This window comes from Streptomyces sp. NPDC058985, assembly GCF_042740985.1.
Classification (GTDB): domain Bacteria; phylum Actinomycetota; class Actinomycetes; order Streptomycetales; family Streptomycetaceae; genus Streptomyces.
On sequence record NZ_JBHYJX010000021.1, the window covers coordinates 1 to 14184 of the forward strand.

Here is a 14184-nt window from a genome sequence, read left to right on the forward strand (position 1 = left end):
AGACGACTGGGTTGATAGGCCGGATCTGGAAGCACCGCAAGGTGTGGAGGTGACCGGTACTAATAGGCCGAGGGCTTGTCCTCAGTTGCTCGCGTCCACTGTGTTGGTTCTGAAACCACGAACAACCCGCCCCCTGGTCACAGGGTGCGGCTGGTTGTCTGTTTCATAGTGTTTCGGTGGTCATAGCGTAGGGGAAACGCCCGGTTACATTCCGAACCCGGAAGCTAAGCCTTACAGCGCCGATGGTACTGCAGGGGGGACCCTGTGGGAGAGTAGGACGCCGCCGAACTCCTCTTAGAGCTCTGGCTCTTGGGCACACAGCCCGAGAGCCAGAGCTTTTTTGCGTTGAGGTAAGGTCAGTGAGCATCATTGGCTCGTTTCCCACCAGGAGGCCCCCGCGTGGAGGTCCAGGAGACCCGCGTGCAGACCGACCGGGTCCTCACCATCCCGAACATCCTGAGCATGGCGCGCCTCGCCGGCGTGCCGCTCTTCCTGTGGCTCATCCTCCGCCCCGAGTTCGGCGGCCCGCAGAGCGACGGATGGGCGCTGTTGGTGCTGGCCCTGAGCGGGGTCAGCGACTACCTGGACGGGAAGCTCGCGCGGCGCTGGAACCAGATCAGCAATCTCGGGCGGCTCCTGGACCCCGCGGCCGACCGGCTCTACATCCTGTCGACGCTGGTGGGCCTCACCTGGCGGGAGATTCTCCCCCTCTGGTTGACGCTTGTACTTCTTGCCCGCGAGGCCGTCCTGCTCGTGATGGTGGGCATCCTCCGCCGGCACGGCTATCCGCCGCCGCAGGTGAACTTCCTGGGGAAGGCGGCCACCTTCAACCTCATGTACGCCTTCCCCCTGCTGCTGCTCAGCGACGGCAGCGGGTGGATCGCGTCACTGGCCGCTGTTTTCGGATGGGCGTTCGCCGGATGGGGTACAACCCTGTACTGGTGGGCAGGTGTTCTCTACGTGGTGCAGGTCCGCCGCCTGGTCCGTGCGGACGCCACAGCCGATTGAACTCGCTGATTGTGCGGCCCCAGTGGCCGGATGGCCCGCGCTGGAAAAGTGCGGGACCCTGGACGGGTGAAGTCGGCTTAACCGTCGTCTCTTAGAGGAGGACGCTTCCGACATGAAGGCCGTCGTGATGGCTGGAGGCGAAGGCACCCGCCTTCGTCCCATGACCTCGAGCATGCCCAAGCCGCTCCTGCCGGTGGCCAACCGGCCGATCATGGAGCATGTGCTGCGGCTGCTGAAAAGGCATGGGCTCAACGAGACCGTTGTCACCGTCCAATTCCTGGCCTCCCTGGTCAAGAACTACTTCGGTGATGGCGAAGAGCTCGGGATGGAGCTCACGTATGCCAATGAGGAGAAGCCACTCGGTACCGCCGGAAGCGTCAAGAACGCCGAGGAGGCATTGAAGGACGATGCCTTCCTCGTTATTTCCGGCGATGCCCTGACCGACTTCGATCTCACCGATCTGATCAATTTCCACAAGGAAAAGGGCGCGCTCGTCACCGTGTGTCTGACACGCGTGCCCAACCCGCTGGAATTCGGTATCACCATCGTCGACGAAGAGGGCAAGGTCGAGCGCTTCCTGGAGAAGCCGACCTGGGGCCAGGTCTTCTCGGACACGGTGAACACGGGTATCTACGTCATGGAGCCCGAGGTCTTCGACTACGTCGACCCCGATGTGCCCGTGGACTGGTCCGGCGACGTCTTTCCGCAGCTGATGAAGGAAGGAAAGCCGGTCTACGGCTACGTCGCCGAGGGCTACTGGGAGGACGTCGGCACCCACGAGAGCTACGTCAAGGCCCAGGCCGACGTTCTGGAACGCAAGGTCGACGTAGACATCGACGGATTCGAGATCTCTCCGGGCGTCTGGGTGGCCGAAGGGGCCGAGGTGCATCCGGACGCCGTGCTGCGGGGGCCGCTGTACATCGGTGACTACGCGAAGGTCGAGGCCGGCGCCGAAATCCGCGAACACACGGTCGTCGGTTCCAATGTCGTCGTCAAGAGCGGCGCCTTTCTCCACAAGGCCGTGGTGGCGGACAACGTGTATGTCGGCCCGCAGAGCAATCTGCGGGGCTGTGTGGTCGGCAAGAACACCGACATCATGCGTGCCGCGCGGATCGAGGACGGCGCGGTCATCGGCGACGAATGCCTGGTCGGCGAAGAATCGATCGTCCAGGGCAACGTGCGGGTCTACCCGTTCAAGACCATCGAGGCCGGAGCCTTCGTCAACACCTCGGTCATCTGGGAGTCCCGGGGCCAGGCGCATCTGTTCGGGGCGCGTGGGGTGTCCGGCATCCTGAACGTGGAGATCACGCCAGAACTGGCGGTACGGTTGGCCGGCGCCTACGCGACCACCCTCAAGAAGGGCTCCACCGTCACCACCGCCCGTGACCACTCCCGTGGTGCCCGTGCGCTGAAGCGGGCGGTGATCTCCGCGTTGCAGGCCAGCGCCATCGACGTACGCGACCTGGAGAACGTACCGCTGCCCGTGGCGCGGCAGCAGACCGCGCGGGGCAGTGCGGGCGGGATCATGATCCGGACCACCCTCGGGGTGCCGGACTCCGTCGACATCATGTTCTTCGACGGGCAGGGCGCCGACCTGTCGCAGGGCAGCCAGCGGAAGCTCGACCGGGTGTTCGCGCGGCAGGAGTACCGGCGCGCGTTCCCCGGTGAGATCGGGGACCTGCACTTCCCGTCCAGTGTGTTCGACTCGTACACCGGATCGCTGCTGCGGAACATCGACATCACCGGGATCGCGGACTCTGGCCTCAAGGTGGTCGTCGACGCCTCCAACGGCAGTGCCGGGCTGGTGCTGCCCAGTCTGCTCGGCAAGCTCGGTGTCGACTCGCTGACCATCAACCCCGGACTCGACGAGTCCAGGCCGACCGAGACCGGCGACGTGCGGCGGTCGGGGCTGGTGCGGCTCGGGGAGATCGTGGCGTCTTCCCGGGCGGCCTTCGGGGTGCGGTTCGACCCGGTCGGCGAGCGGCTGTCACTCGTCGACGAGAAGGGCCGCATCATCGAGGACGACCGGGCGCTGCTGGTACTGCTCGACCTGATCGCGGCGGAGCGCCGCAGCGGGCGGGTCGCCCTGCCCGTGACGACCACCAGGATCGCCGAGCAGGTCGCCGCGTACCACGGCACCCAGGTGGAGTGGACGACCACCTCTCCGGACGACCTGACGCGGGTCGGCGGAGAGGAAGGGGCCATCTTCGGCGGCGACGGCAAGGGCGGATTCATCGTCCCCGAGTTCAGCAGTGTCTACGACGGTACGGCGGCGTTCGTGCGGTTGATCGGGCTGGTCGCGCGGACGCAGCTCACGCTGAGCCAGATCGACGCGCGGATCCCGCGGGCGCACGTCCTCAAGCGTGATCTGGCGACTCCGTGGGCCGTCAAGGGCCTCGTGATGCGGCGCGTCGTCGAGGCCGCCGGGGACCGCTCGGTCGACACGACCGACGGTGTGCGCGTGGTGGAGACCGACGGACGCTGGGTGATGGTGCTCCCCGACCCGGCCGAAGCGGTGACCCATCTGTGGGCCGAGGGTCCCGACGACGCCTCCGCGCAGGCGCTGCTGGACGAGTGGGCCGCGGTGGTGGACAGCGCCGGCCGGTAGAAACACCGCACGCGTGCGTGCCGGACAAGTGTCCCCAAGGGGGCCTGTCCGGCACGCCGGTGGGGCCGTTCGGAGGTAGCGGCGGCGGCGTGCGACGATGTGCGGCATGCCGCAGCAACCCCCCGTTCGGAGCACATCCACGCGGCCCGCGCGCCCGGACGCGTCCATGTCCTTGCTCACCAACGTCATGGACCACAGCCTCGACGACGGCTACGCCGAGGCGGCCGCGCGGAAGAAGGCCGAGGGCGGCGGCGGTATGCCGAAGACCCTGCGGGCCAAGCTCGGACTGGCCGCAGGCCTGGTGCTGGCGGCCCTGGTCGTCACGGTCGGCGCGGCTCAGGCACGGGTCGCCGCTCCCGTGGTCGCCAAGGAGCGCGAGGAGCTGATCGACCGCATAGAGGGGGAGACCTCGGCGGCCGACAAACTGGAGAAGAGCGTCGACGAGCTGCGGGACGAGGTGGGCGCGCGACAGCGCGAGGCGCTGGACAAGAGCGGCGCCGGCGACCGGTCCGACCTCGTGGGCATCCTGTCGGGCGCGGTGGAGGTGCACGGCCCGGGCGTGAAGCTCGTGGTGAACGACGCCAAGGACGTGGCCACGGGCGGTGACGGGCAGCCGCGCGGCACCTCCGGGTTCTCCGACACCGGCCGGGTGCGGGACCGGGACATGCAGCGCGTGGTCAACGGGCTGTGGGAGTCGGGCGCCGAGGCGGTCTCCATCAACGGACAGCGTCTGACGGCACTGTCGGCGATCAGGGCCGCCGGTGACGCGATACTGGTCGACAACAGGCCCCTGGTGCCGCCGTACACGGTGCTGGCGGTGGGCGGCGGCGAGCGGCTGAGCAGCACGTTCCAGGACAGCGCCGATGGGCTGTACCTGCACGCCCTTCAGGAGAACTACGGCATCCGGACGGCCATCTCCGTGGCGAACGACCTACGGCTGCCTGCCGCACCGAGTGTGATCGTACGTACAGCACAGCCGATAACCGAGAAGGGCACATCGTGATCGCCGTACTGGGCCTCGTCGTGGGAGTCGTGGCCGGACTGTTGGTCCGGCCCGAGGTGCCGGCGGCCGTGGAGCCTTACCTGCCGATCGCCGTCGTGGCGGCGCTGGACGCCGTCTTCGGTGGCCTGCGGGCCATGCTCGACGGCATCTTCGACGACAAGGTCTTCGTGGTGTCCTTCCTGTCGAACGTGGTCGTGGCCGCGCTGATCGTGTTCCTGGGCGACAAGCTGGGCGTCGGTGCCCAGCTGTCCACCGGTGTCGTGGTCGTCCTCGGCATCCGGATCTTCTCCAACGCCGCGGCGATCCGCCGCCACGTCTTCCGGGCGTGAGGCCGATGAGCGACCACGACGAGCAGCCCGCGAACCGGCTGCGCAAGGAACTGCCCGACGAGGTGGCGCCGGCGCAGGACGCCCCGGCCGCCGGCACTCCCGAGGAGCCGCAGCCGGTGCAGGGCGGGCCGAGCGGCCGGGAGCGGCTGCTCAAGGGCCTGTGGCCGCCACGTCTGACCAGGGCCCAACTCATCGTGGCCCTGCTCCTGTTCGGGCTCGGATTCGGGCTCGCGGTCCAGGTGGCGTCGAACAGCGAGAGCGACGGCGCGCTGCGCGGTGCCCGGCAGGAGGATCTGGTCCGCATCCTCGATGAACTGGACGACCGTACTCAGCGTCTTGAAGACGAGAAGCAGGGCCTCGAGAAGCAGCGGGACGAGCTGGAGAACAGCTCCGACCAGGCGGAGGAGGCCCGCAAGCAGACGCTGGAGAAGGAGCGGCAACTGGGCATCCTCGCGGGCACCGTGGCCGCGCAGGGGCCCGGCATCACGGTGACGGTCCAGGACACGAAGGGAGCGGTCGAGGCCGACATGCTGCTCGACGCGATCCAGGAGCTGCGTGCGGCGGGCGCGGAGGCGATCCAGGTGAACGGTGTGAGGGTCGTCGCCGGCACCTACCTCGCGGACTCCGACAAGTCCGTGAGCGTGGACGGGAACAAGATCAACGCGCCCTATCGTTTCCAGGTCATCGGCAAGCCGCAGGACCTCGAACCGGCTCTCAACATTCCTGGAGGCGTGGTGCAGACTCTGGAAAAGGAACAGGCCACCGTTACTGTTGAGCGGTCGAGCAAGATCGTCGTGGACGCCTTGCGAGCGGCGGAGCGGCCTGACTACGCTCGGTCGTCCTCCCAGTGAACCGGCGGTGCATGGGGGACGTCCGGCTAGGGCATGAGGTTGCGGGGGGTCGGCGCACCGATTGGGTGGTGCGTGGTGGAAACTGTCTGGTGGAGACGGACGTTGTGAAGATGTCCGGGTCGGTCAGTACGGTCAGTCAGGGTTCGTCCTGCCCCACGGGCGGGTCTGTTTCGGTCAAGGGGAATCGCCCGTGAAGTTGTTTGCGAAGTTGTTCGGCAAGAGCGCGCGAGAGGGCAGCGACAACGCCACCGCCCGCCATCGCGCCCAGCCCGACGCGGAGGGCCGACGCCCGATGTTCCGGGACCAGGTGGGTGGTCCGGGCGGTGACATTCCCGGTGGTCAGGGCGCGCCGTCTGTTGACCCTGCACAGTCCGGCGGCATAGGTTTCGGGCAGCCGTCAACCTCAGGTGCGGGTGGAGGGTTCAGCCCCGATCCGTACGCGTCGAACGCCCCGGCGGGGCAGCCGCGGCAGGAGGATCCGTCCATGTCGGCCCTGGTGTGTACGAGGTGCGGCAACCGCAACGCGGAGAACAGCCGCTTCTGCTCCAACTGCGGTGCGCCGCTGCGTGCCGGCGCGGTTCCGGAGCGTGCCTCCGAGACGACCTCCACGATCTCCATCTCCGGTCTCGAGGCCTACGACGCCGAGGTCACCGGTCAGACCGCGGTCCCGGCGCTCTCGCCCGAGGCGCAGGCGGCCGTGGACGCGCTGCCGCTCGGCTCCGCGCTCCTGGTCGTGCGCCGCGGTCCGAACTCGGGCAGCCGCTTCCTGCTGGACGGTGAGCTGACCACCGCCGGGCGTCACCCGCAGAGCGACATCTTCCTGGACGACGTGACGGTCTCGCGCCGGCACGTGGAGTTCCGCCGCAGTCCGGACGGATCCTTCACGGTCGCCGACGTGGGCAGCCTGAACGGTACGTACGTCAACCGGGAGCGCATCGACCAGGTCGCCCTGTCGAACGGTGACGAGGTGCAGATCGGCAAGTACCGGCTGGTGTTCTACGCGAGCCAGCGGGGTTACTGACCCGAACCTCCAGGGAAGGTCCATGCTGCATACACCGAGCGGCGGTGCCGGTCACGGCGCCGCCGCCACGGACAGTGGGCTGATGAGCATCGGCACGGTGCTGAACGTGCTGCGTGACGAGTTCCCCGACATCAGCATCTCCAAGATCCGCTTCCTGGAGTCCGAGGGCCTCGTCGAGCCGCGGCGGACCCCGGCCGGGTACCGCAAGTTCAGCGCGCACGACGTGGAGCGTCTGGGCCGGGTGCTGCGGATGCAGCGGGACCACTATCTGCCGCTCAAGGTCATCCGTGAGCACCTGGACGCGGTGGAGCGCGGTGAGGCGGTGTCGCTGCCCACGGTCGGCCGGCAGCGGGACGGGGAGGCGGCGCCGGACCCCCTCGAGAGCCCTGCCGTCGCCCGGATCGGACGGGACGAGCTGCTCGCCGCGGCCGGGATCGACGCCCAGGAGCTGAAGGAGTGGGAGTCCTACGGGCTCCTCGCCCCTCTGCCCGACGGGGCGTACGACGCCGAGGCGGTCACCGTGGCGTCGCTGGTGACGCAGCTGGGGCGCTTCGGGATCGAGCCGCGGCACCTGCGGGTGATGAAGGCCGCCGCCGACCGGGACGCCGGGCTGGTGGACCAGGTGGTCGCCCCGCTGAAACGACACCGCAACCCCCAGACCAGGGCACACGCGGAAGCGCGTACCAAGGAGCTGGCGGGTCTGGCGGTGAGGCTGCACGCGGCGCTGGTACAGACCGCGCTCGGCGTGCGGCTTCCCTGAAACACGCCTGTTCGGAGCCCCGGATCGCCCAGCCGATCCCGGCCCGACTACCCAAACGTCCCGGGCACGGCCTAGGGTTGCTGTGTGAACGAGCTCGATGTCGTAGGTGTCCGGGTCGAGATGCCCTCCAACCAACCGATCGTGCTGCTGCGCGAGGTGGGAGGCGACCGCTACCTTCCCATCTGGATCGGACCGGGTGAGGCGACGGCGATCGCCTTCGCCCAGCAGGGCATGGCTCCGGCACGGCCGCTGACCCACGACCTGTTCAAGGACGTGCTGGAAGCCGTCGGCCAGGAGCTCACCGAGGTGCGCATCACCGACCTGCGCGACGGGGTGTTCTACGCCGAGCTGGTCTTCGCCAGCGGCGTCGAGGTCAGCGCCAGGCCCTCCGACGCCATAGCGCTGGCCCTGCGCACCGGAACGCCGATCTACGGCAGCGACACGGTCCTCGACGACGCGGGCATCGCGATCCCGGACGAGCAGGAGGACGAGGTGGAGAAGTTCCGCGAGTTCCTCGACCAGATCTCGCCGGAGGACTTCGGGACGAGCAACCAGTAGGGTTTCCCCGAATCGGGGCACGCGAAACCACTCTTAGGGTGATTATCACTCGGCGTGCCGAGTGTGGCGATCGTTGACGCACCCTTGGTGACTGCCTACCTTCGAGGAGGCAGGTCAAGGACGGAGGTCGGCGTGAGGATCAGCGGCGACGGTACGGCTGGGGGTGGCCCCGGGTTCGGTCCCGGGGCAAGTGGTCCGTACCCTCCCCAGGACTCTCGGCTCCGCTCGGGCGGGGGGTACGCGCAGCAGGCCGGCGCGCCCGATTCCGCTCCGCAGCGGCCGGCCGCCGTGCCGACCAGCGGAGGGGCGGCGTCCATGACGTCCGAGGAGATCGGCTACCGCGGGCCGACGGCCTGCGCGGCCGCCGGCATCACCTACCGGCAGCTCGACTACTGGGCCCGTACGGGGCTCGTCGAGCCCAGTGTGCGGCCGGCCCACGGGTCGGGCACACAGCGCCTGTACAGCTTCCGCGACGTGGTCGTGCTGAAGATCGTCAAACGCTTCCTCGACACCGGGGTGTCCCTCCAGAACATCCGGACCGCCGTCCAGCACCTGCGGGAGCGCGGTTTCCGTGACCTGGAGCGGATGACGATGATGAGCGACGGCGCCACGGTCTACGAGTGCACCTCGCCCGACGAGGTGCACGCCCTGCTCCAGGGCGGCCAGGGCATCTTCGGGATCGCCGTCGGCGTGGTCTGGCGGGACGTCGAGAGCGCCCTGTCCCAGCTGCACGGAGAGCGGATCGACACCGGGGAGACCCTGGTCGGGCACAATCCGGCGGACGAGCTGGCGCGACGCCGCAACAGGGCGGTCTGAGCGGCGCCGGTCCGCCCGGCGCGCGGGCCGACCGCTGGCGGCCGCATTGTCAGTGGCGTAGGGCAGCATCGGAGATGTGAGAACCGCGCCCACGATCCTGCATCTCGACATGGATGCCTTCTTCGCCTCGGTGGAGCAGGCGTCCAAGCCGAGTCTGCGCGGGAAGGCCGTGGTGGTGGGCGGCCTGGGGCCGCGGGGTGTCGTCGCCACCTGCTCGTACGAGGCGCGCGTCTTCGGCGTCCACTCGGCGATGCCCATGGGCCAGGCCAGGCGGCTGGCGCCCAACGCCGCCTATCTCGTCCCGCGGTTCGAGCTGTACCGGTCGATCAGCGAACAGGTGATGCGGCTGCTCAGGGAGTTGTCGCCGCTGGTGGAGCCGCTGAGCCTGGACGAGGCGTTCGTGGACCTGGAGGCCGGGGGGACGGCCTGGGACGCGGCGTCGGCGCGGCTGGCCGGGACGAAGCTGCGCACGGACATCCGAGCCGTCACGGGCCTCACCGGATCCGTGGGACTGGCCGCCTCCAAGATGCTGGCCAAGATCGCCTCCGAGGAGGCCAAGCCCGACGGGCTGGTCCTGATCCCGCCGGGGACGGAGCGGGCCATGCTGGAGCCCATGTCCGTGCGGACCCTGCCCGGCGTCGGCCCGGCGACCGGCGACCACCTGCGCCGGGCCGGCATCACCACCGTCGGGGAGCTGGCCGAGGCGGGCGAGGACGAGTTGGTGCGGCTGGTGGGCAAGGCGCACGGACACGGCCTGTACGCCATGGCCCTGGCGCTCGACGAGCGGCCCGTCGTGGCCGAGCGGGAGACCAAGTCCGTGTCGGTCGAGGACACCTACGACGTGGACATCCACGACCGGGTGCGGGTCGGCGTGGAGGTGGGCCGGCTGGCCGACCGGTGCGTGCGCCGGCTGCGCGCTTCCGGGCTGTCCGGGCGGACCATCGTGCTCAAGGTGCGCAGATACGACTTCTCCACGCTGACGCGCTCCGAGACGCTCCGCGGGCCCACGGACGACCCGGCGGTGGTGCGGGAGGCCGCCGCCCGGCTGCTGGACTCGGTGGACACCACGGGGGGTGTGCGGCTGCTCGGGGTCGGCGTCAGCGGCCTGGCCGACTACACGCAGGAGGACCTGTTCGCGCAGGCGGCGGGGGGCGGGGCCGAGGGCCCGGCCGAGGAGCCGGAGACCGAGCCCGCCGCGGAGCACCGCCCGGCGGCACCCGCGGAGCGCCGCTGGCCGTCGGGGCACGACGTGCGGCACGCGCGGTTCGGGCACGGGTGGGTCCAGGGGAGCGGGCTGGGGAGGGTTACCGTGCGCTTCGAGACGCCGTACTCGCGGACCGGGCGGGTGCGGACCTTTCCGATGGACGACCCGGAGCTGACGCCCGCGGATCCGCTGCCGCTGGTTCCGTCCGGGACGCTAAGACCCGAAGGCCCGGCCAGACCGGTGGCCGGCTGACCGTGCCGTGCGTCCCGTACGTGCCGCGTCCGTCGTGGGGGCGGAGCGTCAGGCCTCCTCGTTGCCCTTGCCCGCCAGCTTGCCGAAGTCGTGATCGGGGAGCGGGGGAGCGGCGGCCACGTCGAGGCCGTAGTGGTGGTACAGCTGGAGTTCCTGTTCCGGCGAGAGGTGGCGGCCGACGCCGAAGTCCGGTGCCTCCTTGATCAGCGCCCGGTCGAAGGGCACGCGCAGGGTGCCCTCGACCAGCTCGCTGGGCTCCAGGGGTACGAAGGCGTCCCTGCTGAAGAGGCCCGTGCGGATGGCCGCCCACTCGGGCACGCCGGTGGCATCGTCGAGGTACACCTCGTCCACGGTGCCGATCCTGGTGCCGTCGCGGTCGAACGCCTTGCGGCCTATCAGGTTCCGCGGGTCGATGTCAGTACGCACGGGCCCTCCACTTGGTCACCACTTGGTCGCACTGGGGTCGCACACCAGCCGCCGAAATCATCCGTAAGTACTACAAAAAACTACATATGGCCGGTCGGCCACTCGAAGGTCCGTGCAGCGGGCTCGCTGGTACGCTGGCAAACGGCTGCTGACCCCGCGCGGGAGAGTCCTCCGGACACCATCGGAGGCGCCGAAGGAGCAAATCCTCCCCGGAATCTCTCAGGCTCACGTACCGCACGGACGAGGTCACTCTGGAAAGCAGAGCGGGTGTCGACGGCTTCCGCTCTCACCGACGGTGAAAGCCGGGACGCCCTCGGGCCGCCCCGGTGAAGCTCTCAGGTTGAGATGACAGAGGGGGAGGCCGTCCGGGTACCCGCGCCGTGGTGCCCCTCGAAGGTCGTCAGACCAGGAGGCCTCCGCAATGACCGCCCACCGCACTCCGCTCACCGCACTCGAACAGGCAGCGCCGTTCGAGCAGCGCCACATCGGCCCCGACCACGAGGCCCGGGCCAAGATGCTCGCGCAGGTCGGTTACGGTTCGCTCGACGAGCTGACGGCCGCCGCGGTGCCGGATGTGATCAAGAACGCCGACGCGCTGGACCTGCCGGGCGCGCGCTCCGAGGCCGAGGTGCTGGCCGAGCTGCGCTCGCTGGCCGACCGCAACCAGGTCCTGGACTCCATGATCGGCCTCGGTTACTACGGCACCTTCACCCCGCCGGTCATCCTGCGCAACGTCATGGAGAACCCCTCCTGGTACACCGCGTACACGCCGTACCAGCCCGAGATCTCCCAGGGCCGCCTGGAGGCCCTGCTCAACTTCCAGACCATGGTCGCCGAGCTGACCGGCCTGCCCACCTCCGGCGCCTCCCTGCTGGACGAGGGCACCGCCGCCGCCGAGGCGATGGCGCTCTCCCGGCGCATGGGCAAGAACAAGAAGGGCCTCTTCCTGGTCGACGCGGACGTGCTGCCGCAGACCATCGCCGTGATCCAGACCCGTGCCGAGCCGACCGGCGTCGAGGTCGTCGTCGCCGACCTGAGCGAGGGCATCCCGGCCGAGGTGGCCGAGCGGGAGATCAACGGCGTCCTGCTCCAGTACCCGGGCGCCTCCGGTGCCGTACGCGACATCAAGCCGGTCGTCGAGCGGGCGCACGAGCTGGGCGCGCTCGTCACCGTCGCCGCCGACCTGCTCGCCCTCACCCTGCTCACCTCGCCCGGCGAGCTGGGCGCGGACATCGCCGTCGGCACCACCCAGCGCTTCGGTGTGCCGATGGGCTTCGGCGGGCCGCACGCCGGCTACATGGCCGTGCACGAGAAGTTCGCGCGGAGCCTGCCCGGCCGCTTGGTCGGCGTCTCCGTGGACGCGGACGGCAACAAGGCCTACCGCTTGGCCCTGCAGACCCGCGAGCAGCACATCCGCCGCGAGAAGGCCACCAGCAACATCTGCACCGCCCAGGTGCTGCTCGCCGTCATGGCCGGCATGTACGCCGTCTACCACGGTCCCGAGGGCCTGCGGGCCATCGCCCGGCGCACCCACCGGTACGCTTCGATCACCGCCGCGGGCCTCGCCGCGGGCGGCGTCGAGATCGTCCACGGCGCCTACTTCGACACCGTCACCGCGCGGGTGCCCGGCCGGGCCGACGCGATCGTGCACGCCGCCCGCGAGAACGGCATCAACCTGCGGCTCGTCGACGCCGACCACGTCTCCTTCGCCTGCGACGAGACCACCACGCGCGCCCAGGTCGGCGGCGTGTGGCACGCCTTCGGCGTCGAGGGCGACATCGAGGCGCTGGACGCGGAGACCGCGGAGACGCTCCCCGAGGCCCGGCTGCGCACCGACGAGTTCCTGACCCACCCGGTCTTCCACCAGCACCGCTCCGAGACGGCGATGCTGCGCTACCTGCGCCGCCTCGCCGACCGGGACTACGCGCTGGACCGCGGCATGATCCCGCTGGGCTCCTGCACCATGAAGCTCAACGCCACCACCGAGATGGAGCCGGTCACCTGGTCCGAGTTCGGCGCGCTGCACCCCTTCGCGCCCGCCGAGCAGGCGCAGGGCTACCTGACCCTCATCCGTGAGCTGGAGGAGCGGCTCGCGGAGGTCACCGGGTACGACAAGGTCTCGCTGCAGCCCAACGCCGGGTCGCAGGGCGAGTTCGCGGGCCTGCTCGCCGTACGCGGGTACCACCGGGCCAACGGCGACGAGCAGCGCACCGTCTGCCTCATCCCGTCGTCCGCGCACGGCACCAACGCGGCCAGCGCCGTGATGGCCGGCATGAAGGTCGTCGTCGTCCGGACCGCCGAGGACGGCGAGATCGACGTCGAGGACCTGCGCGCCAAGATCGAGCAGCACCGCGACGAGCTGGCCGTGCTGATGATCACGTACCCGTCCACGCACGGTGTCTTCGAGGAGCACGTGGCCGACATCTGCGGCCGGGTGCACGACGCCGGCGGTCAGGTCTACGTGGACGGCGCCAACCTCAACGCCCTGGTCGGCCTCGCCAAGCCCGGCCACTTCGGCGGCGACGTCTCCCATCTGAACCTGCACAAGACGTTCTGCATCCCGCACGGCGGCGGCGGTCCCGGCGTCGGCCCGGTGGCCGTACGGTCGCACCTGGCGCCGTACCTGCCCAACCACCCGATGCAGCCCGCGGCAGGCCCGCAGACGGGCGTCGGGCCCATCTCCGCGGCGCCCTGGGGGTCGGCCGGCATCCTGCCGATCTCCTGGTCGTACGTGCGGCTGATGGGCGGCGAGGGCCTCAAGCGCGCCACGCAGGTGGCCGTGCTGTCCGCCAACTACATCGCCAAGCGGCTGGAACCGCACTTCCCGGTGCTGTACACCGGCCCCGGCGGGCTGGTCGCGCACGAATGCATCATCGACCTGCGCCCGCTGACCAAGGCGACCGGCGTGAGCGTCGACGACGTCGCCAAGCGGCTGATCGACTACGGCTTCCACGCGCCGACGATGTCCTTCCCGGTGGCCGGCACGCTGATGATCGAGCCGACCGAGTCCGAGGACCTGGCCGAGCTGGACCGGTTCTGCGAGGCGATGATCGCCATCCGCGCGGAGATCGAGAAGGTCGGCTCCGGCGCCTGGCCCGCCGACGACAACCCGCTCGGGAGCGCGCCGCACACCGCCGCGGCCCTGGGCGGTGTCTGGGAGCACGCGTACACGCGCGAGGAGGCCGTCTTCCCGGCCGGGGTGTCCGCCGCCGACAAGTACTGGCCGCCGGTGCGCCGCATCGACCAGGCCTTCGGTGACCGGAACCTCGTCTGCTCCTGCCCGCCGCTGGACGCCTACGAGGACTGATCGCCCAGTACGCCCAGTACGGCCTACTACGACGAGAGGCT

General features: G+C 69.8%; 11 protein-coding genes, 2 rRNA genes, 1 pseudogene and 1 riboswitch. Of the genes and pseudogenes, 13 read left to right on the top strand and 1 reads right to left on the bottom strand.

Features of this window, described 5'->3' with window-relative positions; translation table 11 throughout:
• The 12 genes and pseudogenes from ACFW01_RS19645 to ACFW01_RS19700 all read left to right on the top strand — a co-directional run.
• Positions 1-83 (top strand): 23S ribosomal RNA (locus tag ACFW01_RS19645); the annotation flags it as partial.
• 89 nt (positions 84-172) lie between these two features.
• Positions 173-289, top strand: a 5S ribosomal RNA gene (gene rrf, locus ACFW01_RS19650).
• A 110-nt stretch (positions 290-399) separates the two neighbouring features.
• On the top strand, positions 400-1008 hold the full coding sequence (locus ACFW01_RS19655; protein ID WP_161327924.1) for a CDP-alcohol phosphatidyltransferase family protein: 609 nt from the start codon (positions 400-402) through the stop codon (positions 1006-1008).
• Positions 1009-1120: 112 nt separating this feature from the next.
• Positions 1121-3616, top strand: coding sequence for a mannose-1-phosphate guanyltransferase (locus tag ACFW01_RS19660; RefSeq protein WP_234957636.1), 2496 nt, complete (start codon positions 1121-1123; stop codon positions 3614-3616).
• Between the two features lie 166 nt (positions 3617-3782).
• Complete coding sequence (locus tag ACFW01_RS19665) at positions 3783-4619, top strand: DUF881 domain-containing protein (protein ID WP_234957635.1); 837 nt, start codon at positions 3783-3785, stop codon at positions 4617-4619.
• The gene (locus tag ACFW01_RS19670) at positions 4616-4948 is read left to right on the top strand and encodes a small basic family protein (RefSeq protein WP_003977440.1); all 333 of its coding nucleotides are present in this window, start codon (positions 4616-4618) and stop codon (positions 4946-4948) included. The genes ACFW01_RS19665 and ACFW01_RS19670 overlap by 4 nt, the downstream gene beginning before the upstream one ends.
• A gap of 5 nt (positions 4949-4953) precedes the next feature.
• Positions 4954-5799, top strand: a complete 846-nt coding sequence (locus tag ACFW01_RS19675) for a DUF881 domain-containing protein (protein ID WP_384505016.1) — start codon at positions 4954-4956, stop codon at positions 5797-5799.
• A gap of 61 nt (positions 5800-5860) precedes the next feature.
• Complete coding sequence (locus ACFW01_RS19680; RefSeq protein ID WP_234957633.1) at positions 5861-6820, top strand: FHA domain-containing protein; 960 nt, start codon at positions 5861-5863, stop codon at positions 6818-6820.
• Between the two features lie 22 nt (positions 6821-6842).
• Complete coding sequence (locus tag ACFW01_RS19685) at positions 6843-7580, top strand: MerR family transcriptional regulator (RefSeq protein WP_384505020.1); 738 nt, start codon at positions 6843-6845, stop codon at positions 7578-7580.
• Between the two features lie 84 nt (positions 7581-7664).
• Entirely contained in the window at positions 7665-8138 is a 474-nt protein-coding gene (locus ACFW01_RS19690; RefSeq protein WP_030189411.1) for a bifunctional nuclease family protein, read from the top strand.
• Positions 8139-8270: 132 nt separating this feature from the next.
• On the top strand, positions 8271-8954 hold the full coding sequence (locus ACFW01_RS19695) for a MerR family transcriptional regulator (RefSeq protein ID WP_384505023.1): 684 nt from the start codon (positions 8271-8273) through the stop codon (positions 8952-8954).
• Between the two features lie 76 nt (positions 8955-9030).
• A pseudogene (locus tag ACFW01_RS19700) lies at positions 9031-10504 on the top strand (DNA polymerase IV).
• On the opposite strand, the gene ACFW01_RS19705 reads toward ACFW01_RS19700, so the two are convergent.
• Positions 10459-10836: a PRC-barrel domain-containing protein gene (locus tag ACFW01_RS19705; protein WP_234957629.1), complete on the bottom strand. Its 378-nt coding sequence runs from the start codon at positions 10834-10836 to the stop codon at positions 10459-10461. The pseudogene ACFW01_RS19700 and the gene ACFW01_RS19705 sit on opposite strands and share 46 nt — an antisense overlap.
• Positions 10837-10985: 149 nt before the next feature.
• Positions 10986-11081: riboswitch (glycine riboswitch) on the top strand.
• 176 nt (positions 11082-11257) lie between these two features.
• On the opposite strand from ACFW01_RS19705, the gene gcvP reads away from it, so the two are divergent.
• The gene (gcvP, locus tag ACFW01_RS19710; RefSeq protein ID WP_384505026.1) at positions 11258-14143 is read left to right on the top strand and encodes an aminomethyl-transferring glycine dehydrogenase; all 2886 of its coding nucleotides are present in this window, start codon (positions 11258-11260) and stop codon (positions 14141-14143) included.
• Positions 14144-14184: the final 41 nt, after the last annotated feature.